Genomic DNA, 26337 nt, shown 5'->3' on the forward strand with positions numbered 1-26337 from the left:
ACAGGCTATTTCGATGGCGGCAGCTGGAGTGGGCCGTCGGGCGGACCCAGTTCCGGCGGCCCGTCCCGCTTCGTCAGGGCCCGCCGACCGCCGCCTTCCGCGGACTCCACCGACAAAGCGTCAGGTGCGGCCCGCCGGGGCAGGGCCGAGCGGGAATCGCGACCGGTCACCCGGCGGTGCGCCCGCGTGCCGGGGCGTTGGCGCGACGAGGTGACGAAATCCGTTGATACCGAGGGTGGCTCGGCGCCGGCGGGTTGCCCGGACAGCTGGGTGTCTGAGGCCTCGGAGTTGACCGTCACCTTGCGGGTGCGCTTGAGCGTGAAGGTGATCTCCTCGGTTTCTTCGAGAACGCCCTCGAACACCTGGCGCGCGGTGCGCAACGGTTGGGTGGTGGTGTCGATCACCCGCGCCACGAAGGGTGGCACCAACGGGCGAATCCAGCGGGCCGCCGCCTTGGTGGCTTCCGGAATCGAGGGGATCAACGGGGCATTCCGTTCTTCGTGCGGCTCGACCTCGCCGCCCGGCGGCAGGGGAGCGGGCAGGTTCTCCGTCACCTCGGGGGTTTCGGGAGTGGCCAGGCCCGGGGCCGGCTCCGGCACGGGCAGTTGGGTGATCGCGCGGCTGGCCGCCTCGGCTTCGGCGGCGATCGGCAGATACACGTCGTCGTCGCCCGGCTCGAACGCCCGCTGCGACGGCGCATGCACCGGAGCCCCCAGGGCTTCGGAGACCCGGCGGCGTTGCTGTTCGCGGTCGATCTCGGTCTGCGCCTCGATGGCCAGCCGAGCTTGCGTCAGTTGGTGCTCGGCCCAGAGGATTTCGGCCTCGCGGCGCACCTCGGCCCGCTTGACCGCGATGGCGGTGTCGGCGTCGAGTTCGGCGCGTTCGCGCTGGGCGCGCGAGGTGGCGTGGCGATCGTGCGTTGTCTCACCGCGCCACAGCGCCAGGATCAGCGGCGCCAGGTAGAGCAGCACGCACACCCCGATAGTGAACAGCCGCAGGGTCATTGCCCCGGCGTCGGCCGCGGTGAGGTCATTCATGGCGACCCAGCGTGCGCCCAGACCCCGGCCGGAATTCGCGACGACGCCGTCGCGTGCGTCGCGCAGGGTTTGCTCCTGTCGCGAGATCGCGGCGTCCAGCTCGGGTGCGCGGCTGTCCCGCGCCGCCAGAGCCGTGTCCAGCTCGTGTTGGGCGTCGGCGAGAAGCTCGTTGGCCGAGCGTGTTTCGGGCCCGGCGCCGGGATCACCGGTGATCCGGGTCTGCGGGCAGCCGGGTGTGGGGTGATACTCGCAGCGGGCAACGACCAAGGCCTGGTCCTGGCGGTCACGGGCCTGCGCGACGGCGCCGTCGAGTGCGGTGCGGGCGCCCCTGGTCTGTTGCAGGGACGCCGAGGCCTGCGCCACGGCCGGCGCCGATTCGGCGTTGCGCAACGCCCGTTCGTCGAGGCGGTGGTCGATCGAGCTGGCAAGAAGGACCAGTGCGGCGAGTTCACCGACGACGACGCCCACCGCCGCCGCCACCGCGACGCGCCCCACGACGCCGGGGCGGCTCCGCTCGGGCCCCGGGATCGTGCCGTGGGTGATGGCGCCGACCAGCAGACCGACGACAAGGGTGAGCGACACGACGGCCGGCAGCGGCAAGTGAACCGACCCGCTCACGGCCAGGGTCGCGACCAGCCAGGCCAGCAGCGCACCCAACAATGTCACCGCGCCGGCGACGGCGTGAGTGGACCGTTCGTGACGCTCACCCAGCTCGCGCCGGTGTCCGCCACCGAGCCAGATGAGCACCCCCGACGCCCGGGCCAGGCCCGGGCTCTGCTCCGTTACTTCCTGGGGCATGAGACTGAAAACACCTCCACCATCAAGCTTGCAGGCCACCGCCCGACACATCGAATCGAAGCACCCCGCCTGTGGCGCGCTTCACAAACCCGCGGAATCGACGCAGATCATCCGCGGGCATCGATCGGTTTGCTGGCCCGGGGTTAATTGGATCCGACGCGGAATTCTGCGACGCGAGCAGATCAGCGACCGTTCAGGCAGGTGACATGAGACGGTATAAGCCTATGACGAATCACGATTATGTCACCTACGAGGAGTTTGGTCGCAGGTTCTTCGAGGTCGCCGTCACCCCCGAGCGGGTCGCTGCCGCATTCGCCGACATAGCCGGCAGTGAGTTCGCCATGGAGCCGATCGCGCAGGGGCCCGGCGGGATCGCCAAAGTCAGCGCCAACGTCAAGATTCAAGACCCCAGGGTGACGCGCCGGCTGGGCGACAGCATCACCTTCGTCATCCACATTCCGCTCTCGATCGACCTGTTGGTCGACCTGTGGCTCGACAAGCAGCGTTTCATGGTCTCCGGAGACATCCAATTGCGCGCGACGGCGCGCGCGGCCGAACCGCTGCTGCTGATCGTCGACGTCGCCAAACCGCGGCCATCCGACATCACCGTCAACGTCTCGTCGAAGTCGATCCGCGGCGAGGTGCTGCGGATCCTGGCCGGCGTCGACGGTGAGATCCGGCGGTTCATCGCGCAGTACGTCGCCACCGAGATCGACACGCCGCAGTCACAGGCGGCACAAATCATCGACGTGGCCCATCAACTGGACCAGGCCTGGCCCTGAGCGGGCCGGCGACGAATACGCGCGAGGGCCTCGGGGTACCCAGCCAGGGTTGTGCGTTTGTCGCCGGTGCGCGAGGTGACGGCGTTTGTCATCGCCAGGGGAGGAAAACGTTGGCCCGTGTAAATGTCTCGGTATCGTCGCAGGTCGAGCCGGAAGCGGCCTGGAAGCTGGCGTCCGACTTGGACCGATTCGACGAGTGGATGACGATCTTCGCCGGGTGGCGGGGACCGGTGCCCGACACGATCGAAAAGGGCACCTGTGTGTCGTCGTGCGTGAAGGTCAAGGGCTTCCGCAACGTCATCCACTGGGAGGTCACCCGGTACGACGAGCCGAAAGCCATTGAGCTGCAAGGTCGCGGACGCGGCGGTATCCGCCTCACGGTGGCGATGACCGTCGCCGACGACCACCCGGGATCGACCTTCCACCTCACCGCCGATCTGGGCGGCGGGCTGCTCAGCGGGCCGGTCGGGGGACTGGTCGCGCGGGTGCTGCGCTCCGATGTGCAGAAGTCCGTGAACAACCTCGCGGCCCTGCAATAATCGCCCACTGCGGCGCTAGCGGGCCTGGTGGTTGATCACCCACTCCCGCTCCGCGTCGCGAATCCGCCTGCGGTCCATCGCAAGCCAGGACAGCCCCGCCCCGAACGCGAGCATGGAGATGATCGCGGCGTCCACGCCCGCCCCGGCCTCACCCAGGGCGAAATCGGTCACGCACACCGCGAACGCCAGCGCGGCCGCCGCGACCACCAGGATCCCGGGCGTTCGCGCCGCGGCCGATTCTCGCGGGTGCCGGTCGGCGGACCGATGGTGGTCGACAAAGCTGTGCCTCATGGCCGTCTCCTCTGCTGTCACATCCGTTTCAGCCGATGTGTTGGTGCTACCCAAAAGGCCGTCCGGAGAAACGACTTCGCCGAGGTGACGCGGAAAACTCAGAGTGTTTGGTGCCGCCCGAAGTACTTGTGGTCTTCGCTGTAGCCGCCGTAACCGCTGCCGATGTCGTGGTAGTCGGCGACGAACTCGATGCCCTTGATCCACTTCACCAGTTTGAAGCCGTGCTGCAATTCGTTGCGCAGCCGCAGCGGTCTGCCGTGCATGTAGGGGAGCTGCTGGTCGTTCATGTTGTAGGCCAGCATCGTCATGTGGTGGTCCATCTGGCCGATGTGATGGGCGTTGTAGTAAATGCCGCCCGTGGCGCCCAGACCCATCGAATAGAAGACGGCCCATTTGGCTTCGGGAAGCGGTTTCACGATGTCCATGATCGTTTTCATTTGCACGCCACCCCATTTGGCGACGCCCGACCACGCCTGGATGCAGAAGTGCTGGCTGATCTGCTCGTGGTAGGGCAGCGCCATCAAGTCCTCGAGCGAGAATTCCATCGGGTGCTCGACCAGACCGTAGACGCGCAGCCGCCAGTCCTTGAAGTCGTCGCGCTCCAGCTCCTTGTACTCGACCGTCTCCGGCAGGCGGCCGTTGCGCCAGTGGTGCGGCGAGATGTCCTTTTCGGTGAACGCGCCGGGCTTGGGGTCCAACCGCTCGAGCACCCGCTGGAACGGTCCCACAAGGGCATACCCGACCCGCTGCACCACGCGGGGGTGCTTGATGGTGAACGGCGTGGCCCACACCCAGGCGATCGCGGTCAGCACCATTGCCGCGGCGAAGATGCCGAAACCCACCCAGCTGTTGTCGTCGCGGGAGGCGAACATGTGGTTGAGGTTCCGCAGGGCCTCGGTCGTCAAAACCATCGTGACGTGCACCAGGATGAAGAACAGGAAGTAGACCAGCACCACGAAATGCAGCGAGCGTGCGTGCTGGATGCTCAGCCGCTTGCTGAGCCAGTGGACCCGCTGGGACAGCGCCGGCGACATGCCCAGGCCGGTGATCAGCGCGGCCGGGGCGGCGATGAAGACGGTGGTGAAGTACGCCAGCAGCTGCAGACCGTTGTAGGCGACCCAGCCGTTGTCGGTCGGCCAGTCCAGCGACAGGTACTGGATGGCCACCGACGCCGCGTTGGGGAAGACGTCCCAACTGGTCGGCACGATGTGGCGCCACTGACCGGTGGCGAACAACAGCACGTAGAAGACCGCGCCGTTGACGAGCCACAACACGTCGACGCCCAGGTGCCACCACCGGGCCAGGCCGATGGAGTGCCGGAACCCCGGTAGCCCCAACTGCGGCGGGAGGGCGACGGTGTCGGCGTTGGCGGTCCACAGCTCGTCGTCCGGCACCGGCGGCCCCACCCGCAGCCACTCGTCCTTACCCGGGGTGGCGTTGCGGCTGAAGTAAAGCCGGGGATGGTCGCAGAGGATCTGGATCCCCGTCCTGATGATGAACATCATCATGAAGAGGTTGAAGAAGTGCGTCCAGCCGATCCAGGCCGGCAGGCCTTGGGGGACGCCCGCGCTGTCCGAACCGGGGTAGCGGTGCAGGAACGACTGCACCGCGGGCACGTTGTGCAGGCCTTTGCCCACCGCGATCCCGGCGATCAGCACGGCAAAGCCGATCGGGATCAACCACAGCAGGTTGAACCACCGGTCGCGGCCGATGCGCAGTTTCGGGGCGGTGGCCCGCCTGGTGAGGTCGAAGCCGCCACCGTAGTGCTCCACATCGATGACGTCTTCGGCGGTGTGTATCTCGTTGCGGTAGTCCGGGATGGACGTCAGGGGCGTGCCCACTGCCAGCGTCGATACCGAGCCCTGCTGCGCCGCTCGCCCTCCACCGGTCCCCGCGGAATCAACGGTGTTCGTCACGCGGCCGAAATTACACGAATGAGCCTGGATAAATTGGAGTCAATCGGGAAGAACGGCCCCGGTCGCCCCGTCGCTCGCGGCGACAATGACCGGTGAGCGCGTCCAGCGCGCAAAATCTGGGTGAGCCTCGGCGGCGTTAGCCGCACCTACCCAAAGAAAGCCCCGATTTGCGCCGCAGATACGAATTGATGAGGTTAGCTGTGAGTGTGCGCACAATCTGCTGCCAACACGCTAGTCGGGGTCCTGCGGCAGCAGCCGGCGCACCGGCCCGGTCTCGATGGCGTTGACCGTCAATGCCCGGCGGCTGATGCGCCATCCCGCGTCGGTCAGCACGTACGCGTCGTCATAGCGCAGGTGCCACACCACGTCCACCACCTCGGCGTCGCGCTCGTTCCAGTGGTGCGCGACGCACGCGATGCGCCCGCGCGCGGTGCCGGGTTCCGCGGCCGCGTCGTACACCTCACCGACGATCGCGTGCTCGGTGCGGGCGACCGCGGCGACGGCCGCGACCGCGGTGGTGATGGCCTGCCGTCCGCGATGCGAATGGACCGGGCGCAGCTCGGCCGGCGGTGCGGGCACCACCAGCTCCGCATCGGCGGCGAAAAGGTCTGCGACAGCACCGAATTCGCGGTCATCCACGTGGGCCGCATACCGGTGCACCACATCGCTGAGCGCGGCGCGCTGTTCGGCGGAAAGCGTCACGGGCTCAACGACAGCCGTTGCGCACACGCCGACAACAGGTCTTTGGCCTGCTCGATATCGCTGGTCGGCGGCATGGCCAGCACCAGACGGTCGGCGCCCTGATCGGCCAGGCCGCCCGCGCGCTCGGCATCGATCTTGGCGACCGAATGGCCCAATGACACTTCCAGCGCCGCCGGATCGCGGCCCGCCGCCGACGCCTCGTCGCGCATGAGCGTGAGCAGCGACTCGAGTCGCAGCCCGGTGACCCCGAGTGGCTGGAATCCGTCGCCGAGGCGTCCGGCGCGGCGTGCGGCGGCCCGGCTGTGCCCGCCGATGTGAATCGGGAGATGTTCGGCCGCAACGGGCTTCGGATAGCACATGATGTCCTCGAAGCCGAAGAATTCGCCCGCGAAGGACGCCCCATCGGGCCGCTGGACCCACAGCGCCCGCATGACGGCCAACTGCTCGTCGGCCCGCCGGCCACGGCTGTCGAACTCCACATCGCAGGCCGCCAGCTCTTCGGAGAGCCAGCCCACCCCCACGCACAGGCGCAGTCGTCCGCCCGACAGCGCGTCGACGGTGGCGGCCCGCTTGGCCAGCACCACCGGGTGGTGGTTGGGCAACACCAGCACGCCGGTGGCCAACCCCAGGCTGCTGGTGTGGCCGGCCAGAAACGCAAGCAGGTCAAGCGGATCGGGGATCGGGCAGTCCGCGGCCAGGCCGACGCGTCCCGAATTGTCGTAGGGATAGACGCTGTCGTAGCGGGTGAGCAAAACGGTGTGCTCGACCACGACGATCGATTCGAACCCGCAGGCTTCGAGGTGGCGCGCGAAGGCCACCATCCAGTCGGGGTCCGCGGTGACACCGTCGGCGACCGGAGCCACGACTGAGACCTTCATGGCTTCCGAAGCTAACAAGGCACCCGAGCGGGCGACTAGCGGGCCGTGCTTTCGGCGGCGACGGGTGCGATCGCGGCACGCACCGCTTCGGCGAGCGTGGCGGTCCTGCGATCGGTGAAGACGTCTTCGAGCATCACCGCGCGCCCGTCGGGACCCGTCAGCGGCACCCGCCAGTTCGGGTATTCGTCGGTGGTGCCGGGCTGATTCTGAGTCCGGCGGTCACCGACCGCGTCGGTCAGCGCCACGCCCAGCAGCCGCGACGGCGTCCTGCCCAGATAGCGGTACAGCGCCAGAACGACCTGCTCGGGGTCGTCCTCGTCGCCGTCGTCGAGCAACCCGACCCGGCGCAGCTCGGTCATCCACGCGGCCAGGTCGGCCCGGTCGGACTCGAGCTCCTCGTCGACGGGCCGGGTCAGCAGCCCCAACGAATCGCGCAGGCGCACATGGTCACCCGCCAGATAGCCGGCGGTCGGAGGCAGGTCGTGGGTGGTGACCGAGGACAGGCAGTACTCGCGCCAGCGCTCGCCCGGCAGCGGACCGCCGTTACCGTCGCGGTCCAGCTCGAACCAGAGGATCGAGGTGCCCAGCAGGCCCCGCAACAAGAGGTAGTCGCGCACCCAGGGCTCGACCGTGCCGAGATCCTCGCCGACGACGACGGCGCCGGCCCGGTGCGCCTCCAGGGCGACGATGCCGATCATGGCTTCGTGGTCGTACCGCACGTAGGTGCCCTCGGTCGGTGACGCGCCCCGCGGGATCCACCAGAGCCGGAATAAGCCGATGATGTGGTCGATGCGCACCCCGCCGGCATGCCGCAGCACCGCGCGGATCAGCGCGCGAAAAGGCCGATATTCGTGCTCGTCCAAGCGGTCTGGCCGCCACGGCGGCTGCGACCAGTCCTGGCCGAGCTGGTTGAACTCGTCCGGCGGGGCGCCCGCGGTCACCCCGAGCGCCATCACGTCCTGCAGCGCCCAGGCGTCGGCGCCGTTGGGATGCACACCGACGGCCAGGTCATGCATGATGCCCAACGCCATCCCGGCCCGGATTGCCTGTGACTGCGCCCCGGCGAGCTGCTCGTCGAGTTGCCACTGCAGCCAGCGATGGAAATCGACCGCGTCCGAATGCTTTTCGACGAAGGCCGCGACCCCGGAAGCGTCCGGGTGCTGTAGCGCCCCGGGCCAGGAATGCCAGTCGTCGCCGTACTTCTCGGCCAGCGCGCACCAGGTGGCGAAGTCGTCCAGCGCGCGGCCCTCCCGGTCGCGGAATGCCTTGTAGGACAGCTCCCGTCCCGCCGATCGCGGTTCTTGATGCAGCAGCCGCAGCGCTGCCCGCTTGGCCGCCCACGAGCCGTCGCGGTCGATGGCGTCGACGCGGCCGGCGCGCTGCTGGACCTCCGAGCGCAGCCGGCGGACCCGGCTGCGCTTGGTCAGGTCGGCGAATTCGGGGATCGCCTCGACGCGAAGATAAAGCGGGTTGACGAAGCGCCGCGACGTCGGCAGGTACGGCGACGGCTCCATCGGCTTGGTCGGGGCCGCGGCGTGCAGGGGATTGACCAACAGGTAGTCGGCGCCGTGGCGGGACGCCGACCACACCGCCAGGTCGGTCAGGTCGGTCAGATCGCCGACCCCCCACGACTGCCGCGACCGCACGCTGTACAGCTGCGTGGCCAGGCCCCACGCGCGTCGGGCGCCGAGCCGCTCCGGCAGCCCGAGCCAGTCCGGCGTCACGATCAGCGCGGTGCTGGTCTTCCAGTCACCGGAGCGCAGGTGCACCCGGTGATAGCCCAGCGGCAGGTGGGCGGGCAGCAGGAAGCTGGCCTCGCCGACCCAGCGCCCGTCCAGGTCGTAGGGCGGGGTGAAGTTGTCGACCTGTTCGACACCGCCGCGCACCGTGCCGTCTTCGAGCTGCAACCACAGCTCGGCGGGATCGCCGTGGGTGACGTGCGCCCAGAACCGGATCTGCTCGCCGGTACGCCCGACGATGGTCGCCGGCAGCCGGCGCGCCCAGTGCGACCGCAGCTTCGCGGTCAGCGCGACGTTGCGCTCCTGTTCGTTGTCGGCCGCGACGCCGAGGGCGCCCAGCACCGCCTTCAACGTCGCCTCGGGAACCCCCACCCGGCGGCCGGTCCAGTCCTCGTAGTCCGTCGCGATGCCGTACCTGCGGGCGAGTTCGATCAGCGACGGTGCGAGTTCAGCCATACCCGTCATCTTGCTGTCCGGATTCGGCGGCCGGCGACTCGGACCCGGCGCGAGTTAGCGCAATCTTTGCTGGGCGGTGGCCTGCCATTCATTTATCCGTCCTCCCGGCAAGGGCGTCGTGCGCTCGACAGGACGAGACGGCCCGCGGCCACTACGATGCCCTGAGGAGACGAAAAGGATCCGTTCAGCTCATCCGTGGGGGAAGAGAAACTGCCAGCTCAGTGGCGCATGTCGGTGCCGACCTCGCTGGCGGCCCGGCGCGATGAACGCGGCCGGATCCGGGTGCATAAAGAGATGTAGAAGTGAATGCGCATTGGCGCCGCGTGGCGAGGTCCTCGCAGGTGCCTTACGGTTGTCATGTAATTCGCGCTGGATCGGTTTTCCAGGGACAATATCCAGGCGCATCAGCAGACCGGATGGTGAATTAAGTGGCGGAAGAGAGTCGCGGGCAGCGCGGGTCGGGGTACGGCCTCGGGTTGTCGACGCGGACCCAGGTGACCGGCTATCAGTTCCTTGCGCGCCGGACCGCGATGGCACTGACCCGGTGGCGCGTCCGCATGGAGGTCGAGCCGGGACGGCGCCAGAACCTCGCCGTGGTGGCGTCGATCTCCGCTGCGCTGGTGATCTGCCTGGGCGCGCTGCTCTACTCCTTCATCAGCCCGGCGGGCCAGATCAACGAATCGCCGATCATCGCCGACCGCGATTCTGGCGCGCTGTACGTCCGCGTCGGAGAGAAGCTGTATCCGGCCCTGAACCTGGCGTCGGCGCGGCTGATCACCGGCCGCCCGGACAACCCGCACCTGGTCAAGTCCAACCAGATCGCCACGCTGCCGCGCGGACCGATGGTGGGCATCCCCGGTGCACCGTCGAGCTTCCACCCGAGCAGTCCGGCCGCCTCGTCCTGGCTGGTCTGCGACACCGTGGCGAACTCGACCGGTTCCGGGGCGCCGTCCGGTGTGACGGTGACGGTGATCGACGGCAACCCGGATTTGAGCAACCACCGGCGGGTGCTGACCGGGTCGGACGCGGTGGTGCTGAACTACAGCGGGGACGCCTGGGTCATCCGGGACGGACGCCGCTCGCGCATCGACGGGTCGAACCGATCGGTGCTGCTGCCGCTGGGGCTCACCCCGGAGCAGGTCAGTTTGGCGAAGCCGATGAGCCGCGCCCTCTACGACGCGCTGCCGGTGGGTCCGGAGCTGACGGTGCCGCAGATTCAGAATGCGGGCGCCGGGGCGTCGTTCCCGAACGCGCCCGGCCCGATCGGCACGGTGATCGTCACCCCGCAGATCAGTGGGCCGCAACAGTATTCGCTGGTGTTGGCCGACGGTGTGCAGACGCTGCCGCCGCTGGTGGCCCAGATCCTGCAGAACGCCGGACCGGGCAACACCAAACCGGTGACCGTGGAGCCGTCCGCCTTGGCCAGGATGCCTGTGGTCAACAAGCTGGACCTGTCGTCCTACCCGGACGCGCCGCTGAACGTGATGGACATCCGCGAGAACCCGGCGACGTGCTGGTGGTGGCAGAAGACCTCCGGTGAAAACCGGGCCCGTGTCCAGGTCATCTCCGGCGCGACCATTCCGGTCGAGCAGAAGGACATCAGCAAGGTGGTGTCGCTGGTCAAGGCCGACACCACCGGCCGCGAGGCCGACCAGGTCTTCTTCGGGCCCGACTATGCGAATTTCGTGGCCGTCACCGGAAACGATCCCGGAGCCAAGACGACCGAGTCTCTGTGGTGGCTCACGGATGCGGGCGCCCGGTTCGGCGTCGACGACACCCGCGAGGTACGAGAGGCGTTGGGCCTGAAGACGAAACCGGGCCTGGCGCCGTGGGTGGCGCTGCGACTGCTACCGCAAGGGCCGACCTTGTCGCGGGCGGATGCGCTGGTGCAGCACGACACGCTACCGATGGATATGTCCCCAGGAGAGTTGACGGTACCGAAGTGAAACGTGGATTTGCGCGGCCGACGCCGGAGAAGCCTCCGGTAATCAAGCCGGAGAACATCGTCCTCCCGACGCCCCTGAGCATTCCGCCGCCGGAGGGCAAGCCCTGGTGGTTGATCGTGGTCGGCGTCGTGGTGGTCGGCCTGCTGATCGGTATGGTCGCCATGACCTTCGCCAGCGGCTCGCACGTGTTCGGTGGCGCGGGCTCGATCTTCCCGATCTTCATGATCGGTGGCGTCGCGATGATGATGTTCGGCGGCCGGTTCGGCGGCCAGCAGCAGATGAGCCGGCCCAAGCTGGACTCGATGCGTGCCCAGTTCATGCTGATGCTGGACATGCTGCGCGAGACCGCGCACGAGTCGGCCGACAGCATGGACGCCAACTACCGGTGGTTCCACCCGGCACCAACCACCCTGGCCGCCGCGGTCGGGTCGTCGCGGATGTGGGAACGCAAGCCCGACGGCAAGGACCTGAACTTCGGCGTGGTCCGTGTCGGCGTCGGGATGACGCGTCCCGAGGTGACCTGGGGTGAGCCCCAGAACATGCCCACCGACATCGAGCTCGAGCCGGTGACCGGTAAGGCACTTCAGGAATTCGGTCGCTATCAAAGCGTCGTCTACAACCTGCCCAAGATGATCTCGGTGCTGGTCGAGCCGTGGTACTCGCTGGCCGGAGACCGCGAGCAGGTCGTCGGGCTGATGCGCGCGATCATCTGCCAGCTGGCCTTCTCGCACGGCCCCGACCACATGCGGATGATCGTGGTCAGTTCGAATCTGGACGAATGGGACTGGGTGAAGTGGCTGCCGCACTTCGGTGACCCGCGCCGCCAGGACGCCGCCGGCAACGCGCGGATGGTGTACAGCGCGGTGCGCGAGTTCGCCGCCGAGCAGGCCGAATTGTTCGCCGGCCGTGGGTCTTTCACGCCCCGCCACGCGAGTTCGTCGGCCCAGACGCCGACGCCCCACACCGTCATCATCGCCGACGTCGTCGACCCGCAATGGGAGTACGTGATCAGCGGCGAGGGCGTCGACGGCGTGACGTTCTTCGACCTCACCGGCTCCGCGATGTGGAGTGCGGTTCCGGAGCGCACCCTGCGGTTCGACGACAAGGGTGTGATCGAGGCGCTGCCCCGCGACCGCGACACCTGGATGGTCATCGACGAGAAGCCGTGGTTCTTCGCCCTCACCGACCACATCAGCATCGCCGAGGCGGAGGAGTTCTCGCAGAAGCTGGCACGGTGGCGCCTTGCCGAGGCATACGAAGAGATCGGCCAGCGGGTGGCGCACATCGGCGCCCGGGACATCATGGCCTACTACGGAATCGACGATCCCGGCCACATCGACTTCCAGTCGCTGTGGGGTAGCCGCAACGACTCGATGGGCCGGTCGCGGCTGCGTGCGCCGTTCGGTGTCCGTTCCGACAACGGCGAGCTGCTGTTCTTGGACATGAAGTCGCTGGACGAAGGCGGCGACGGTCCGCACGGCGTCATGTCCGGTACGACCGGTTCGGGTAAGTCGACCTTGGTGCGAACCGTGATCGAATCGCTGATGCTCAGCCACCCGCCGGAGGAGCTGCAGTTTGTGCTGGCCGACCTCAAGGGTGGGTCGGCGGTCAAGCCGTTCGCCGGCGTGCCGCACGTGTCCCGGATCATCACCGACCTGGAAGAAGACCAGGCGTTGATGGAGCGCTTCCTCGACGCGCTGTGGGGTGAAATCGCGCGCCGCAAGGCGATCTGCGACAGCGCCGGCGTCGACGACGCCAAGGAATACAACTCGGTCCGCAGCCGGATGCGCGCGCGTGGCCAGGACATGGCGCCGCTGCCGATGCTCGTGGTCGTCATCGACGAGTTCTACGAGTGGTTCCGCATCATGCCGACGGCGGTCGACGTCCTCGACTCGATCGGCCGTCAGGGCCGCGCGTACTGGATCCACCTGATGATGGCGTCGCAGACCATTGAGAGCCGCGCCGAAAAGCTGATGGAGAACATGGGTTACCGGCTGGTGCTGAAAGCGCGTACCGCCGGTGCGGCGCAGGCGGCCGGTGTGCCGAACGCGGTCAACCTGCCCGCCCAGGCCGGTCTGGGCTACTTTCGCCGCAGCCTGGAAGACATCACCCGATTCCAGGCCGAGTTCCTGTGGCGGGACTACTTCCCGCGCGGCCTCACCGACGACGGGGACGAAGCGCCGGCGCTGGTGCACAGCATCGACTACGTCCGTCCGCAGCTGTTCACCAACTCGTTCACCCCGCTGGAGGTCAGCGTCGGCGGGCCCGAAATCACCCCGGCCATCCCGGCGAACGGTGACGCGCTCCCGATCGAGGCCACTGAGGACGACGCCGAAGGGATCAGGACGCCCAAGGTCGGTACGGTCATCATCGACCAGCTGCGCAAGATCGACTTCCAGCCGTACCGGCTGTGGCAGCCGCCGCTGGACCGGCCCGTCGCCATCGACGAGTTGGTGAACCGGTTCCTCGGCCACCCCTGGCAGCAGGACTACGGCACCGCGCAGAATCTGGTCTTCCCGATCGGGATCATCGACCGTCCCTTCAAGCATGACCAGCCGCCGTGGACGGTCGACACCTCCGGGCCCGGTGCCAACGTATTGATCCTGGGCGCCGGTGGTTCGGGTAAGACCACCGCACTGCAGACGCTGATCTGCTCGGCGGCACTGACCCACACACCCGAGCAGATCCAGTTTTACTGCCTGGCCTACAGCAGCACCGCGCTGACCACGGTCGCCCGTCTGCCCCACGTCGGTGAGGTGGCCGGCCCGACCGACCCGTACGGTGTGCGCCGCACGGTGGCCGAACTGCTGGCCCTGGTTCGCGAGCGCAAGCGCAGCTTCCTCGAGTACGGGATCGCCTCGATGGAGGTGTTCCGGCGGCGGAAGTTCGGTGGCGAGCCCGGCCCGGTTCCCAACGACGGGTTCGGCGACGTCTACCTGGTGGTCGACAACTACCGTGCGCTGGCCGAGGAGAACGAGGTCCTGATCGAGCAGGTCAACGTGATCATCAACCAGGGCCCCTCGTTCGGGGTGCACGTGGTGGTCACCGCCGATCGCGAATCGGAGCTGCGGCCGCCGGTGCGCAGCGGTTTCGGCTCCCGGGTCGAGCTGCGGCTGGCCGCCGTCGAGGACGCCAAGCTGGTGCGTTCCCGGTTCGCCAAGGACGTTCCGGTCAAACCGGGTCGCGGCATGGTCGCGGTCAACTACGTCCGCCTCGACGCCGACCCGCAATCCGGTCTGCACACACTGGTGGCGCGGCCCGCGCTGGCCAGCACGCCGGACAACCGCTTCGAGTCCGACAGCATCGTCGAAGCCGTCAGCCGGATCACGAGCGGTCAGGCTCCGCCGGTGCGCCGGCTGCCGGCGATCTTCGGTGTCGAACAGCTTCGGGAGCTCGCCGCGCAAGACACCCGTCAGGGCGTCGGTGCGGGCGGAATCGCTTGGGCCATCTCGGAATTGGACCTGTCGCCGGTGTATCTCAACTTCGCCGAGAACGCGCACCTGATGGTGACCGGCCGTCGCGAATGTGGGCGTACCACGACGCTGGCCACCATCATGTCCGAGATCGGGCGGTTGTACGCACCCGGAGCAACCAGCGCGCCGACACCACCGCCGGGGCAGCCCTCGGCGCAGGTGTGGCTGGTGGACCCGCGCCGTCAGCTGCTGACCGCGCTCGGCTCCGACTACGTGGAGAAGTTCGCCTACAACCTCGACGGCGTCCAGGCGATGATGGGCGAACTGGCCGCGGTCCTGGCCGGCCGCGAGCCGCCGCCGGGGTTGTCCGCCGAGGAGTTGCTGTCGCGGAACTGGTGGAGCGGGCCGGAGATCTTCCTGATCGTTGACGACATCCAGCAGCTGCCGGCAGGTTTCGACTCGCCGCTGCACAAGGCCGCCCCGTGGGTGACCCGGGCGGCGGACGTCGGCCTGCACGTGATCGTCACGCGCACGTTCGGTGGTTGGTCCTCGGCCGGCAGCGACCCGATGCTGCGGGCACTGGCCCAGGCGAACGCGCCGCTGCTGGTGATGGACGCCGACCCCGACGAGGGATTCATCCGCGGCAAGATGAAGGGTGGTCCGCTGCCGCGTGGTCGAGGCCTGCTGATGGCCGAGGACACCGGCGTGTTCGTCCAGGTCGCGGCGACCGAGCTGCGTAAGTAAGACGGGCGCGGCTGCGCCGGGGCTGACCGGTTACACCAGGATTCAGCCCCAGCGCAGCGGTAATGCCTTGAGCGCGAAGCTCTTTGACGGGTAATTGATCACGGGGGAGTAGTCCTCGGGCAATTCGAAATCCGGAATCTGGCTGAGCCACTCCGCGACGATCACCGTCAATTCGATGCGTGCGAGGTGAGAGCCCAGGCAGCGGTGCGGCCCACCGCCGAATCCCCAGTGCCGGTGGACTTTTCCGTCCATGTTGAGCTCGTTGGTGGACATCGCGTCGCTGTCGTCGCGGTTGACCGCCGCCATGCACAGCCGCACCGATGTACCGGGCGGCAGCGTCATGCCGCCGACTTCGACGAATTCGGTGGTGATCCGCGGCGCCACGGGTGCCGACGGTTCGAGCCGGACAATCTCTTCGATGAAAACCCTGATCTGCCTTGGGTTGTCGCGCAACTCCTTGCGCAGCGCAGGCCTGCGTGCCAATTCGAATAGCGAGAATCCGATGGCCGCGGTCACCGTGTCCAGCCCGGCCAGGATCAACAGGTGACTCATGCCCAGGAGTTCGAGGTCGGTGAAGTCACCCTTGCCGGTCATCACTTTCGACAACATGTCCGACCCCGGGTTCTGCCGGCGCTGCGCGATGGCGTCGACCAGATACGCCAGCAACCGCTCGGACTTCTCTACGTCGGCCTGGGTGATGAAGGGCTTTTCGCTGACGACGGCGTCCTTCCAGTCGATGAGAAGGTCGCGATCCTCCAGCGGCAGGCCATAGAGGTCCATGAAGACCTGAAACGGGTACAGGTGCGCGAAATCCGCCATCACTTCGCACTCGCCCCGGCCGGCCAGGGCCCCGATCATGTCGCTGGCGTGACGCTGCAGCACCGGACGCGACTTACTCAACGCGTGCGGGCTGAAGTACGGCTGCAGAATTTGGCGGTAGCGGGTGTGTTGCGGCGGATCAAAGGCCAGTGGCAGCACCGGCAATGGGTGTCCCGGGGGCTGCAGCACCGTCGATGAGAACACCTTGGTGTTGCGCAGTGCGGCCAGCACATCCTCGCGACGGGTGATGTAGTAGTGGCCGTTCATGAAGACCACCGGTCCGGCGTCGCGCAGTGCCTTCCACCCGAGGCCCCGATCAACCGTCATCGGTAGTTCGGCGAAATCAAGCCGGGGTAGGTAGAAGGAACCCTGTTGGCCTTCGCTCATGCGCTTCGATCTCCGGTTGTCTGTCTGTGGTGAATAACCCCGACGCGATTGCGCCTTTGTCGGACTCGGGCGATATCAACACGTGGCGGCACATCAATATTGCATGCGCGGCAAAGGAACACGATCCGGCTGCTTGAACTAATCCAAGGTTTCCGGTGCCCGGAATCGGTTGGCGAACATCTTCGACACTTTACCGACCGACTAATCTGAGTATCGAATCGTGAAACCCGAGCCCGGCCGATCGCGACGACGTTGACCGGCGTACCGGGCCGCCAAGGGAGGAAGCCTCGTGAGGGTTCGTCTGGAACAGTCGAAATGCGTCGGCCACGCCCAGTGTTACGCCGTCGACCCGGACCTGTTTCCCATTGACGAGTCGGGCTATTCGATTCTCGAGGCGCGCGAGGTCAGGCCCGAGGACGAGCAATCGACCCGCGACGGCGTCGCTTCCTGCCCCGAAATGGCGTTGATTCTCGAAGACGACTGACGGCGCGCGCCGCCTGGAGGCGCCCCGCCGTCGATTGGTCGATAGGCAAACGATCGATGAACAATCCGTTGCCATTTATGAACTCTCGCCGACCGGGAATGAACAGTGGCTGGCCATTGATGAACAGGTGGCTTTGGGGTGTCGGTGTTTGCCTCATAACGAACTAATCTCAGTGCCGGGCGGCAGTTCGGGCACACGCGAGCTGCCGCTCGGTTGCTGATAGTGGGGGATTAGCCGAGGCCAGAAGGTGCATGTCGTTCCTGACCAGATGTCCGAGAAGCGCGGTGGGAGACCACCTTTGCGGACGCAGCCAATCGGTCAGTATGCGTCATCAGGCTCAGCTGATGGGGTCGCAGGCGGATGGCATCGCTCAGTGACTCCTCACCGAATCGGCAGCCAACCGGTGGCGTCGTCTACAGAGCCGTGACCACGGCCACCACTGATTCCTATGTGACAGCCGAGACCGCTCGCGTTCCCGGCCGACTGAGGAGGACACGGTGTTTGACTTCGCGGCGTTACCGCCCGAAATCAATTCCGGTCGCATATATGCGGGTCCGGGGTCGGGGCCAATGATGGCCGCGGCTGCCGCCTGGGACGAGCTTGCGGCGGAATTGGGTGTAGCGGCCAGCGGCTACAACTCGGTGGTTACCGAGTTGACCAGCGGGCCATGGGTGGGGCCGGCATCGATGTCGATGGTCTCGGCGATCACCCCGTTCGTGAGCTGGCTCAGTGCGGTGGGGGCACAGGCTGAGGAGACCGCCAGCCAGGGCCGGGCGGCCGCGGCGGCGTTCGAGGCCGCGTTTGCGATGACGGTGCCGCCCCCGGTGATCGCGGCCAACCGGGTCCTGCTGGCGAACCTGATTGCCACGAATTTCTTCGGGCAGAACACTCCGGCGATCGCGGCCACCGAGGCGCAGTACATGGAGATGTGGGCGCAAGACGCCGCCGCCATGTCCGGTTACGCCGCCTCGTCGATGGCCGCCTCGACGTTGAGCCCGTTCGTCACGCCGCCAAACACGACCACCCCGGAGGCGGGTGCCGACCAGGCGGCCGCGGTGAGCCAGGCCCTCGCCCAGCCGGCGGGCAACACCGCACAAACCACGGCCCACGCGACTTCGCAAATGGCGACGCTGAACGCATCTTCAGCGATTCAGCCCGCGGCGGTGACGCAAGCGAGCGCGTCGCAGCCCGGGCCGTTCACCTGGCTCACGAGTGCGATCCAAAACTTCATGCAGTCCGGTTTGCCCACCCCGACGAACAACTACCTGGGGCTGAACGCCACCTTCTACACGACGATCTTCAAGCAAACCTCCGGTCTTGCGTATTTCTCGAATGGTATTCCGGCCTTTTGGGCGCAGCTGGCCCAGCAGTTGGTCTTCGGTCCCGGTGGTAGCACGGCCGGTGCCACTGGTGCGTGGTATCCCACTCCGCAGTTCGCGAGCTTGGGTTTGGGCAACTTGGGCGGTGTGGGCCACGTCGGTGCGGTCTCGGCGGGTGCCGGGCAGGCCGCCCGGGTGGGGATGCTCTCGGTGCCCCAGCATTGGGGGACGTTGACCTCGGCGGTCAGTCCGGCGGCGTTGTCGGAGGAGACCACCACGGTGGAGGCCGCGGCGGCCGGCGGGACGAATTCGCCTGTCAATGGTCTGCTGCGCGGCATGCCGGTCGGGTCGTTCGGGCGCCGCGGCGCCGCCGCCGGCTACGTCAACAAATACGGCTTCCGCTACAGCGTGCTGACCCGCCCACCGTCGGCCGGATAACGGAAGCCAGATGAATGCCATGAACCACCACAACGCAAGCCTCGCCGGGCACTACGGAAGGGAAAGAATCTAGATGTCTTTTGTGACCACGCAGCCCGAGGCGCTCGCCGCCGCAGCGGGAAGTCTGCAAACCATCGGCTCAACGCTGAGCGCCCAGAACGCCGCGGCGGCGGCCCCAACGACGGGGGTGGTGCCCGCGGCTGCCGACGAGGTGTCGGCATTGACCGCGGCGCAGTTCGCCGCGCACGCGCAGTCGTACCAGGCCGTCAGCGCTCAGGCTGCGGCGATCCACGAAATGTTTGTCAACACCCTGAGCACCAGCTCCGGGTCGTACGCGATGACTGAGGCGGCCAACGCGGCCGCGACTGTTTAAGGAGTCAATGATGTTGGATTTCGGAGCGTTTCCGCCTGAGTTCAATTCGGCGCGGATCTATTCTGGTCCGGGGTCGGGGTCCTTGATGGCCGCGGCATCGGCGTGGAGCGCGCTGGCGGCCGAGCTCAACTCGGCGGCGCTGAGCTATGAGCAGGTGGTCACCGCGCTGAGCAGTGAGGATTGGACCGGCACGGCGTCGGCGACCATGGCCCAGGCGGTGGCGCCTTACATCACCTGGATGACCACCACGGCCGCGCAGGCCGAGGAGGCGGCGACCCAGGCGCGTGCGGCAGCCGCGGCCTACGAGACCGCGCTGGCCTCCTCGGTGCCGCCCCCGCTGATAGCGGCCAACCGGATGCAATCGCAGCAGCTGCAGGCCACGAACGTCTTGGGCCAGAACACGCCACTGATCGCGCAGCTGGAGGCGCAATACGGCCAGATGTGGGCCCAGGACGCCGGCGCGATGTACAGCTACGCCGGCCAGTCGGCGACGGCGTCGAACGTGACGCCGTTCCAGAAGGCGCCGGAGACGACCAACCCGACGGGTCAGGCCACCCAGGCCGCGGCGGTCACCAACGCGACGACCAATTCGACGGCGACCAACACGACCAAGGCGTTGCAGTCGCTGGCGCAGCCGGCGACAAGTTCGACGGTCAAGGCCGCGGCGACAACCACGACCCAGGCGACCCAGGCCACGGACCCGCTGACCGAGATCTGGTTCCTGTTGACCGGGCAGACCACCTTGCCCACCAACCTGGGCACGGCGGTCAACGGCTACAACCCGTTCTCCAGCCTCTTCTACAACACCGAGGGTCTGCCGTACTTCAGTACCGGTATGGCCAACACCTTCACCCAGATCGCCAAGTCGACCGGTCTGCTTACCGGGCCGGCCCCGGCCGTGGCCAAGGCCCTGCCGGGTCTGGGTGGTTTGGGTGGCATGTTGGGTGGCGGTGCGGCGGCCGCGCATCCGGTGGCGGCGCTGGGCAGCGCGGCCTCGGTGGGCGGCAAGCTGTCGGTGCCGGTGGCCTGGTCGGGTGCGCCGGCCGCGCCGGCGCTGGGTCACGCGATCCCGGTCAGCAGCATCAGCGCTGCCCCGGAGGCCGCCGGCGGGCCCGGAAACCTGCTCGGCGGTATGCCGCTGGCGGGTGCCGGTGCCGGCGGGCACGGCGTGGTCGGTCCCAAGTACGGATTCCGGCCCACCGTCATGGCCCGACCGCCCTTCGCGGGATAGACCCGAGCCGGCCACACACCGGCGCGAACCACAACGCGCCCTGCCCCGAACATCGGCGGCAGGGCGCGTTTTCGCGTGCATCGGGGGCCCGCTCAGCGAACCTCGTGGCGGCTTTATCTGCGCCCGGATTTTATCCCGCGCTGGGGTTTTCGCCCCGGCGCAGCCGCCCCGAAACGGCGCCAGGGATGGGCACCGTGCGCCCGTGATGGAGCGCGCTACTGGGATGTTCCTGCAGGTAATGACCGCGATGGTGCCATGCGGCCGGCGACGCCCCGATCTTGCTGCCGCACCGGAACAGCGCACGCGAACCATCGCCGCCGCAGCGGTGGCCCGATCGCGTGGCGGCGAGGGGGCGGTGTGGCGTTTTAGCCTCCGAGGCAAGCAATTTCTGATGGTCAATCACCCAGAGATCACTCGTCGAGGGGATGCATGTCGTTCGAGCCCGGTGCTTCGTAGCCATGGACTTCGGGGCATTACCGCCGGAGATCAACTCCGGTCGCATATATGCGGGTCCGGGGTCGGGGCCGATGATGGCGGCGGCCGCCGCCTGGGATGAGATTGCGGCGGAAGTGGGTGTGGCGGCCAGCGGCTACAACTCGGTCGTCACCGAGCTGACCAGCGCCCCCTGGGTGGGTCCGGCCGCGGCGTCGATGCTGTCGGCGGTTGCGCCGTACGTGAGCTGGCTGAGCGTTCTGGCCGGGCAGGCCGAGGAGACCGCGGCCCAGGGCCGGGCGGCCGCGGCGGCGTTCGAAGCGGCGTTTGCGATGACGGTGCCCCCGCCGGTGATCGCGGCCAACCGGGTCCTGCTGGCGAACCTGGTCGCGACGAATTTCTTCGGGCAGAACACGCCGGCCATCGCGGCGACCGAGGCCCAGTACATGGAAATGTGGGCCCAGGACGCGGCCGCGATGTACGGCTATGCCGCATCGTCCGCGTCGGCCTCGCAGCTGACCCCGTTCACGTCACCGCCCAATACGACCACCCCGGAGGCGGGTTCGGACCAGGCCGCCGCGGTCGCCCAGGCCCTAGCCCAACCGGCGGGCAACACGGCACAGAGCACGGCACAGCTGGCGACGCCACAAGCGTTGTCGGCCACCACGACTCAGGCGGCGGTGACGCAAGCGAGCGCGTCGCAGCCGGGACCGTTCACCTGGCTCACGAGTGCGATCCAGAACTTCATGCAGTCGGGCCTGCCGACCCCGACGAACAATTACCTGGGGCTGAATCCCACCCTCTACACCGTGCTGCTCAAACAGACCACAGGCCTTGGCTACTTCTCGAACGGCATCGTGGCCTTTTGGTCGCAGCTGGCCCAGCAGTTGGTGTCTGGTCCCGGTGGTAGCACGGCCGGTGCCGCTGGTGCCTGGTACCCCACTCCGCAGTTCGCGAGCCTGGGCCTGGGCAACCTGGGCGGGGTGGGCCACGTGAGTGCGGTTTCCGCGGGTACCGGGCAGGCCGCCCGGGTGGGGATGCTCTCGGTGCCCCAGCATTGGGGGACGTCGACCTCGGCGGTGAGCCCGGCGGCGTTGTCGGAGGAGGCCACCACGGCTGAGGCCGCGGCGACCGGTGGCGCGAATTCGCCTGCCAATGGTCTGCTGCGCGGCATGCCGGTCGGGTCGTTCGGGCGCCGCGGCGCCGCGGCCGCGGGCTACGTCAACAAATACGGTTTCCGCTACAGCGTGCTGACACGCCCGCCGTCGGCCGGATGAGCGGCGGAATCGGGCATGTACTCCCTCACCTTTATCCGCGGCCGGATTTTATCCCCGGCCGCCACACACGTGCGCCCGGCAGCGCCGGCATCACACCGCCCGGCGCCCGGCCGGCAGGTACTCCCGCCCGACGATTCCCGCAGCTCACGCTCCCTAGTGGGGCCGGAGTTCGGGCGGCCGGCGGGCGCCGAGCGACTGGCCCGGGCATCCGGCGCAAAGGCGCGCCAAACAGCTGCTACGCCACCGACCGGCGCGGCGGTGGTCACCAGCGGATTAACGTTTTTCACTACCCGACGCATCGATTCGAACGGCATAGGTTAAGGGGCATATTCGTGGTGGATTATGGGGCGTTCCCACCGGAGTTCAATTCGGCGCGGATCTACTCGGGTCCGGGGTCGGGTTCGTTCATGGCTGCGGCGTCGGCGTGGAGCGCGCTGGCGGCCGAGCTCAACTCGGCCGCGCTGAGCTACGACAACGTGATCACCTCGCTGAACAGCGAGGAGTGGCTGGGGACGGCCTCCACGGCGATGGCGCAGGCGGCCCAACCGTATGTGGCCTGGCTGACCACGACGGCCGCGCAGGCCGAGGAGGCGGCGACCCAGGCGCGTGCGGCCGCCGCGGCGTACGAGACGGCGCTGGCCTCGTCGGTGCCGCCCCCGCTGATAGCGGCCAACCGGATGCAATCGCAGCAGCTGCAGGCGACGAACGTACTGGGGCAGAACACCCCGCTGATCGCGCAGCTGGAGGCTCAGTACGGCGAGTACTGGGCCCAGGACGCGGGTGCGATGTACGGCTACGCGGGCCAGTCGGCGTCGGCGACGAAGGTGGCGCAGTTCCAGAAGGCGCCCGAGGTCACCAACCAGTCGGGTCAGGCCACTCAGGCCGCCGCCGTCACCAACGCGACGGCGAATTCGACGGCGACCAACACCTCGAAGACCCTGCAGTCGCTGGCGACGCCCGCGGCGACCACCACCACCAACGCGACGACCAACGCGACGACCGCCGCGACGACGGCCACCGATCCGTTGTCCGAGATCTGGTTCCTGTTGACCGGGCAGACCACCTTGCCCACCAACCTCGGCACGCTCGTCAACGGCTACAGCCCATTTGCGGGTTTGTTCTACAACACCGAGGGTCTGCCGTACTTCAGTACCGGCATGGCCAACACTTTCACGCAGATCGCCAAATCGACCGGTGCCCTCGGTGGTGCGGCCCCGGCCGTGGCCAAGGCCCTGCCGGGTCTGGGTGGTTTGGGTGGCATGTTGGGTGGCGGTGCGGCGGCCGCGCATCCTGTGGCGGCGCTGGGCAGCGCGGCCTCGGTGGGCGGCAAGCTGTCGGTGCCGGTGGCGTGGTCGGGTGCGCCGGCCGCGCCGGCGCTGGGTCACGCGATCCCGGTCAGCAGCATCAGCGCTGCCCCGGAGGCCGCCGGCGGGCCGGGAAACCTGCTCGGCGGTATGCCGCTGGCGGGTGCCGGTGCCGGCGGGCACGGCGCGGTCGGTCCCAAGTACGGATTCCGGCCCACCGTCATGGCCCGACCGCCGTTTGCCGGCTGAGCACCGCACCCCGGGCGGATCGGCGTCGCCAATGGCCACGCAGCAGCCAGCGTTGACAGCATGACGTGCCTCGAGTTTTCACGATCGCTTCCGGGATCCGCGTTCGGCGGCCACCGGGGCAATCGGACCGCTGAAATGGGCGAAAGGAGGTCTGGACGGCTCGTCAGCGGGGATGGTCGTGACATCGACTCGTCGCGACGGGTTAATCGACGATCAGATTTTTATGCCGGCCAGCGTAGCCACAGCGTTCCGGGTGACGATTACCAGCAACTTTTTAGACCGGGGGCTGGTACCGTTTGCTATGACCGCTCCGCGAGGGGCAGCGGTCGAGGTCAGACGCTGTTACTGTGTCGTTACCAAAGATGAATTCGGCGTACCGCCAAGTGAACAATTGCAAACACCGGGCTTCCGCACCGACTCCGGGGGCCGCAGTCATCTAGTCTCGCAGAGTCGGGGGATTGAACCAGGAGGGAATAGATATGTCGTTCGTGACCACACAGCCGGAGGCTTTGGCCGCGGCGGCCGGGAACCTGCAGGCCATCGGGTCGACCTTGAGCGCCCAGAACGCTGCCGCTGCAGCCCCAACGACGGGGGTGGTACCCGCCGCAGCCGACGAGGTGTCGGCGTTGACCGCGGCTCAGTTCGCCGCACACGCGCAGATGTACCAAGCGGTGAGCGCCCAGGCCGCCGCGATCCACGAGATGTTCGTGAACACCCTGTCGACCAGCTCCGGTTCCTACGCAGCAACCGAAGCGGCCAACGCAGCCGCCGCCCTGTAGATCGGACGGGCGGTTCGGGGGCTTGGGACAGATCGTCACCGACGTGGGTTCCAACGTAACTGCCCAACCGGGGGCGATCGCCGGGCCGCGAAGCCGTGCCGGCCGAGCGTCCCGCATCGCAACACGCACTCCGTCAACTCAAACGCCGCGGTTCGGGTTTGACGTCCGTCTCACCGTGACAGCACCCGGTGGCCGCCGGCTGACGGAAAGGGGGGGTCATTTCTATTCATTCGGCTCGGCGGTTGCGTAACGCGTAAACGATCCGGCCACCGTCTTTACAACATCACCCATTAACCACGTAATAAGGAGAACAGCCGACATGGCAACACGCTTTATGACCGACCCGCACGAGATGCGGGCGATGGCGGGCCGCTTCGAGGTGCACGCCCAGACCGTTGAGGACGAGGCTCGCAAGATGTGGGCGTCGTCGATGAACATCGCCGGCTCGGGCTGGAGCGGTCAGGCCCAGGCCACCTCGTACGACACCATGGGTCAGGTCAACCAGGCCTTCCGCAACATCGTCAACATGCTCCACGGAGTGCGCGACGGACTGATTCGCGACGCGAACAACTACGAGCAGCAAGAGCAGGCCTCGCAGCAAATCCTCGGCAGCTAGCGCCAGCAAACGCTGCTGCGTAAAATCTCAAGACATTAGGAGAACACCGTTATGAGCATTAACTACCAGTTCGGCGATGTAGACGCCCACGGTGCGTTGATCCGCGCCCAGGCCGCGTCCTTGGAAGCTGAGCACCAGGCCATCGTTCGCGATGTGCTTGCTGCCGGCGACTTCTGGGGCGGTGCGGGTTCGGTGGCCTGCCAGGAGTTCATCACCCAGTTGGGTCGCAACTTCCAGGTCATCTACGAGCAGGCCAACTCCCACGGACAGAAGGTTCAGTCCGCGGGCAGCAACATGGCCAGCACTGACAGCGCCGTTGGGTCCAGCTGGGCCTAACCCGCAACTTCAGGCGCGGCAGCACACCACCCGTCGGTGTGCTGCCGCGTCCTGCGGTTTCCGTGCAGTTAAATAGGGACCGATTGAGGAACTGATGGACCAACAGAGCACCCGCACCGATATCACTGTCAACGTCGACGGATTCTGGATGCTCCAGGCGCTGCTGGACATCCGGCACGTCGCGCCTGAGTTGCGGTGCCGGCCATATGTGTCGACCGACTCGAGCGACTGGCTCAACGAGCATCCCGGAATGGCGGTGATGCGCGAGCAGGGCATAGTCGAGAACGATCAGGTCAACGAGCATGTGGCCGCGCGGATGAAGGTGCTCGCCGCGCCCGACCTCGAAGTGATCGCTCTGCTGTCCCGGGGCAAGCTGGCCTACGGCGTCCTCGACGACGAGAACCAGCCCCCGGGCTCGCGCGACATCCCCGACAACGAGTTTCGGGTGGTCCTTGCCCGCCGCGGACAGCACTGGGTGTCGGCGGTTCGCGTCGGCGGTGAGATCACCGTCGACGACGTCGCCGTCGCGGACAGCGCCTCGATCGCGTCGCTGGTGATCGACGCCCTCGAGTCCATCCACCACGCCGAACCCGCAGCCATCAACGCGGTCAACGTGCCGCTGGAGGAAATGCTGGAAGCGACGAAGTCGTGGCAGGAGTCGGGATTCAACGTGTTCTCCGGCGGAGACCTGCGGCGGATGGGTATCAGCGCCGCGACCGTGGCCGCACTGGGCCAGGCGCTGTCCGACCCGGCCGCCGAAGTCGCGGTGTACGCGCGCCAGTACCAGGACGACGCCAAGGGCCCGAGTGCGTCGGTGCTGTCACTCAAAGACGGTTCCGGTGGCCGGATCGCGCTTTACCAGCAGGCCCGCACCGCGGGGTCGGGTGAGGCGTGGCTGGCCATCTGCCCGGCGACCCCCCAGCTCGTGCAGGTGGGTGTCAAAACCGTGCTGGACACACTTCCCTACGGAGAGTGGAAAACTCACAGCAGGGTGTGACATTCGCGCGAAACGCAGAGTTCACCAATGTCTTTGCACTCAACATGCGGTTGAG

At 67.5% G+C, this 26337-nt stretch carries 21 protein-coding genes; 14 read left to right on the forward strand and 7 right to left on the reverse strand.

Annotated features, from left to right (window positions below; genetic code table 11):
* Window positions 1–5: 5 nt before the first annotated feature.
* Complete coding sequence (locus tag A5688_RS05290) at window positions 6–1835, reverse strand: DUF4407 domain-containing protein (protein WP_067913350.1); 1830 nt, start codon at window positions 1833–1835, stop codon at window positions 6–8.
* Window positions 1836–2059: 224 nt separating this feature from the next.
* Here A5688_RS05290 and A5688_RS05295 point away from each other — a divergent pair, with 224 nt between their 5' ends.
* Together A5688_RS05295 and A5688_RS05300 are read left to right on the forward strand one after the other, a co-directional pair.
* Window positions 2060–2617 (forward strand): hypothetical protein, encoded by a 558-nt coding sequence (locus A5688_RS05295; RefSeq protein ID WP_067838875.1) that lies wholly within the window; start codon window positions 2060–2062, stop codon window positions 2615–2617.
* 110 nt (window positions 2618–2727) lie between these two features.
* Window positions 2728–3156 (forward strand): type II toxin-antitoxin system Rv0910 family toxin, encoded by a 429-nt coding sequence (locus A5688_RS05300; RefSeq protein ID WP_067838878.1) that lies wholly within the window; start codon window positions 2728–2730, stop codon window positions 3154–3156.
* 15 nt (window positions 3157–3171) lie between these two features.
* Here the strand turns inward: A5688_RS05300 and A5688_RS05305 are convergent, their stop codons facing one another.
* From A5688_RS05305 to malQ, 5 genes are all read right to left on the reverse strand, one after another.
* Entirely contained in the window at window positions 3172–3447 is a 276-nt protein-coding gene (locus tag A5688_RS05305) for a hypothetical protein (RefSeq protein ID WP_067913353.1), read from the reverse strand.
* Window positions 3448–3545: 98 nt separating this feature from the next.
* Complete coding sequence (locus A5688_RS05310; protein ID WP_067913365.1) at window positions 3546–5288, reverse strand: molybdopterin-dependent oxidoreductase; 1743 nt, start codon at window positions 5286–5288, stop codon at window positions 3546–3548.
* 306 nt (window positions 5289–5594) lie between these two features.
* Window positions 5595–6065 (reverse strand): nuclear transport factor 2 family protein, encoded by a 471-nt coding sequence (locus A5688_RS05315; protein WP_067913368.1) that lies wholly within the window; start codon window positions 6063–6065, stop codon window positions 5595–5597.
* Window positions 6062–6943, reverse strand: coding sequence for an LLM class F420-dependent oxidoreductase (locus tag A5688_RS05320; protein WP_067913371.1), 882 nt, complete (start codon window positions 6941–6943; stop codon window positions 6062–6064). The genes A5688_RS05315 and A5688_RS05320 overlap by 4 nt, the downstream gene beginning before the upstream one ends.
* A 35-nt stretch (window positions 6944–6978) precedes the next feature.
* A complete protein-coding gene (malQ, locus tag A5688_RS05325; protein ID WP_067913374.1) occupies window positions 6979–9138 on the reverse strand; it encodes a 4-alpha-glucanotransferase in 2160 nt (719 codons plus the stop codon).
* Window positions 9139–9566: 428 nt separating this feature from the next.
* Here malQ and eccB point away from each other — a divergent pair, with 428 nt between their 5' ends.
* Window positions 9567–11084: a type VII secretion protein EccB gene (eccB, locus tag A5688_RS05330; RefSeq protein ID WP_067913377.1), complete on the forward strand. Its 1518-nt coding sequence runs from the start codon at window positions 9567–9569 to the stop codon at window positions 11082–11084.
* Window positions 11081–15241: a type VII secretion protein EccCa gene (gene eccCa, locus A5688_RS05335; RefSeq protein ID WP_067838895.1), complete on the forward strand. Its 4161-nt coding sequence runs from the start codon at window positions 11081–11083 to the stop codon at window positions 15239–15241. Before eccB ends, eccCa begins: the two co-directional genes overlap by 4 nt.
* A 42-nt stretch (window positions 15242–15283) precedes the next feature.
* On the opposite strand, the gene A5688_RS05340 is transcribed toward eccCa, so the two are convergent.
* Complete coding sequence (locus A5688_RS05340; RefSeq protein WP_067838898.1) at window positions 15284–16447, reverse strand: cytochrome P450; 1164 nt, start codon at window positions 16445–16447, stop codon at window positions 15284–15286.
* Window positions 16448–16736: 289 nt separating this feature from the next.
* Here A5688_RS05340 and A5688_RS05345 point away from each other — a divergent pair, with 289 nt between their 5' ends.
* From A5688_RS05345 to A5688_RS05390, 10 genes are all read left to right on the forward strand, one after another.
* Complete coding sequence (locus A5688_RS05345) at window positions 16737–16931, forward strand: ferredoxin (RefSeq protein WP_067838900.1); 195 nt, start codon at window positions 16737–16739, stop codon at window positions 16929–16931.
* A gap of 497 nt (window positions 16932–17428) precedes the next feature.
* Complete coding sequence (locus A5688_RS05350) at window positions 17429–18688, forward strand: PPE family protein (RefSeq protein ID WP_067838903.1); 1260 nt, start codon at window positions 17429–17431, stop codon at window positions 18686–18688.
* Between the two features lie 73 nt (window positions 18689–18761).
* Window positions 18762–19061, forward strand: coding sequence for a PE family protein (locus tag A5688_RS05355; protein WP_067838906.1), 300 nt, complete (start codon window positions 18762–18764; stop codon window positions 19059–19061).
* 7 nt (window positions 19062–19068) lie between these two features.
* Window positions 19069–20292 (forward strand): PPE family protein, encoded by a 1224-nt coding sequence (locus A5688_RS05360; protein ID WP_067838909.1) that lies wholly within the window; start codon window positions 19069–19071, stop codon window positions 20290–20292.
* A 458-nt stretch (window positions 20293–20750) separates the two neighbouring features.
* The gene (locus A5688_RS05365; RefSeq protein ID WP_067913380.1) at window positions 20751–22001 is read left to right on the forward strand and encodes a PPE family protein; all 1251 of its coding nucleotides are present in this window, start codon (window positions 20751–20753) and stop codon (window positions 21999–22001) included.
* Between the two features lie 332 nt (window positions 22002–22333).
* A complete protein-coding gene (locus tag A5688_RS05370; protein ID WP_067838915.1) occupies window positions 22334–23554 on the forward strand; it encodes a PPE family protein in 1221 nt (406 codons plus the stop codon).
* Window positions 23555–24033: 479 nt separating this feature from the next.
* Window positions 24034–24333: a PE family protein gene (locus tag A5688_RS05375; protein ID WP_007771419.1), complete on the forward strand. Its 300-nt coding sequence runs from the start codon at window positions 24034–24036 to the stop codon at window positions 24331–24333.
* A gap of 319 nt (window positions 24334–24652) precedes the next feature.
* Entirely contained in the window at window positions 24653–24949 is a 297-nt protein-coding gene (locus A5688_RS05380) for a WXG100 family type VII secretion target (protein ID WP_007771418.1), read from the forward strand.
* Between the two features lie 51 nt (window positions 24950–25000).
* Window positions 25001–25285: a WXG100 family type VII secretion target gene (locus A5688_RS05385; protein WP_007771417.1), complete on the forward strand. Its 285-nt coding sequence runs from the start codon at window positions 25001–25003 to the stop codon at window positions 25283–25285.
* 94 nt (window positions 25286–25379) lie between these two features.
* The gene (locus A5688_RS05390; protein WP_067834975.1) at window positions 25380–26282 is read left to right on the forward strand and encodes an ESX secretion-associated protein EspG; all 903 of its coding nucleotides are present in this window, start codon (window positions 25380–25382) and stop codon (window positions 26280–26282) included.
* Window positions 26283–26337: the final 55 nt, after the last annotated feature.

Origin of the sequence: Mycobacterium mantenii, assembly GCF_001667865.1 — a bacterium.
Lineage (GTDB): Bacteria > Actinomycetota > Actinomycetes > Mycobacteriales > Mycobacteriaceae > Mycobacterium > Mycobacterium mantenii_A.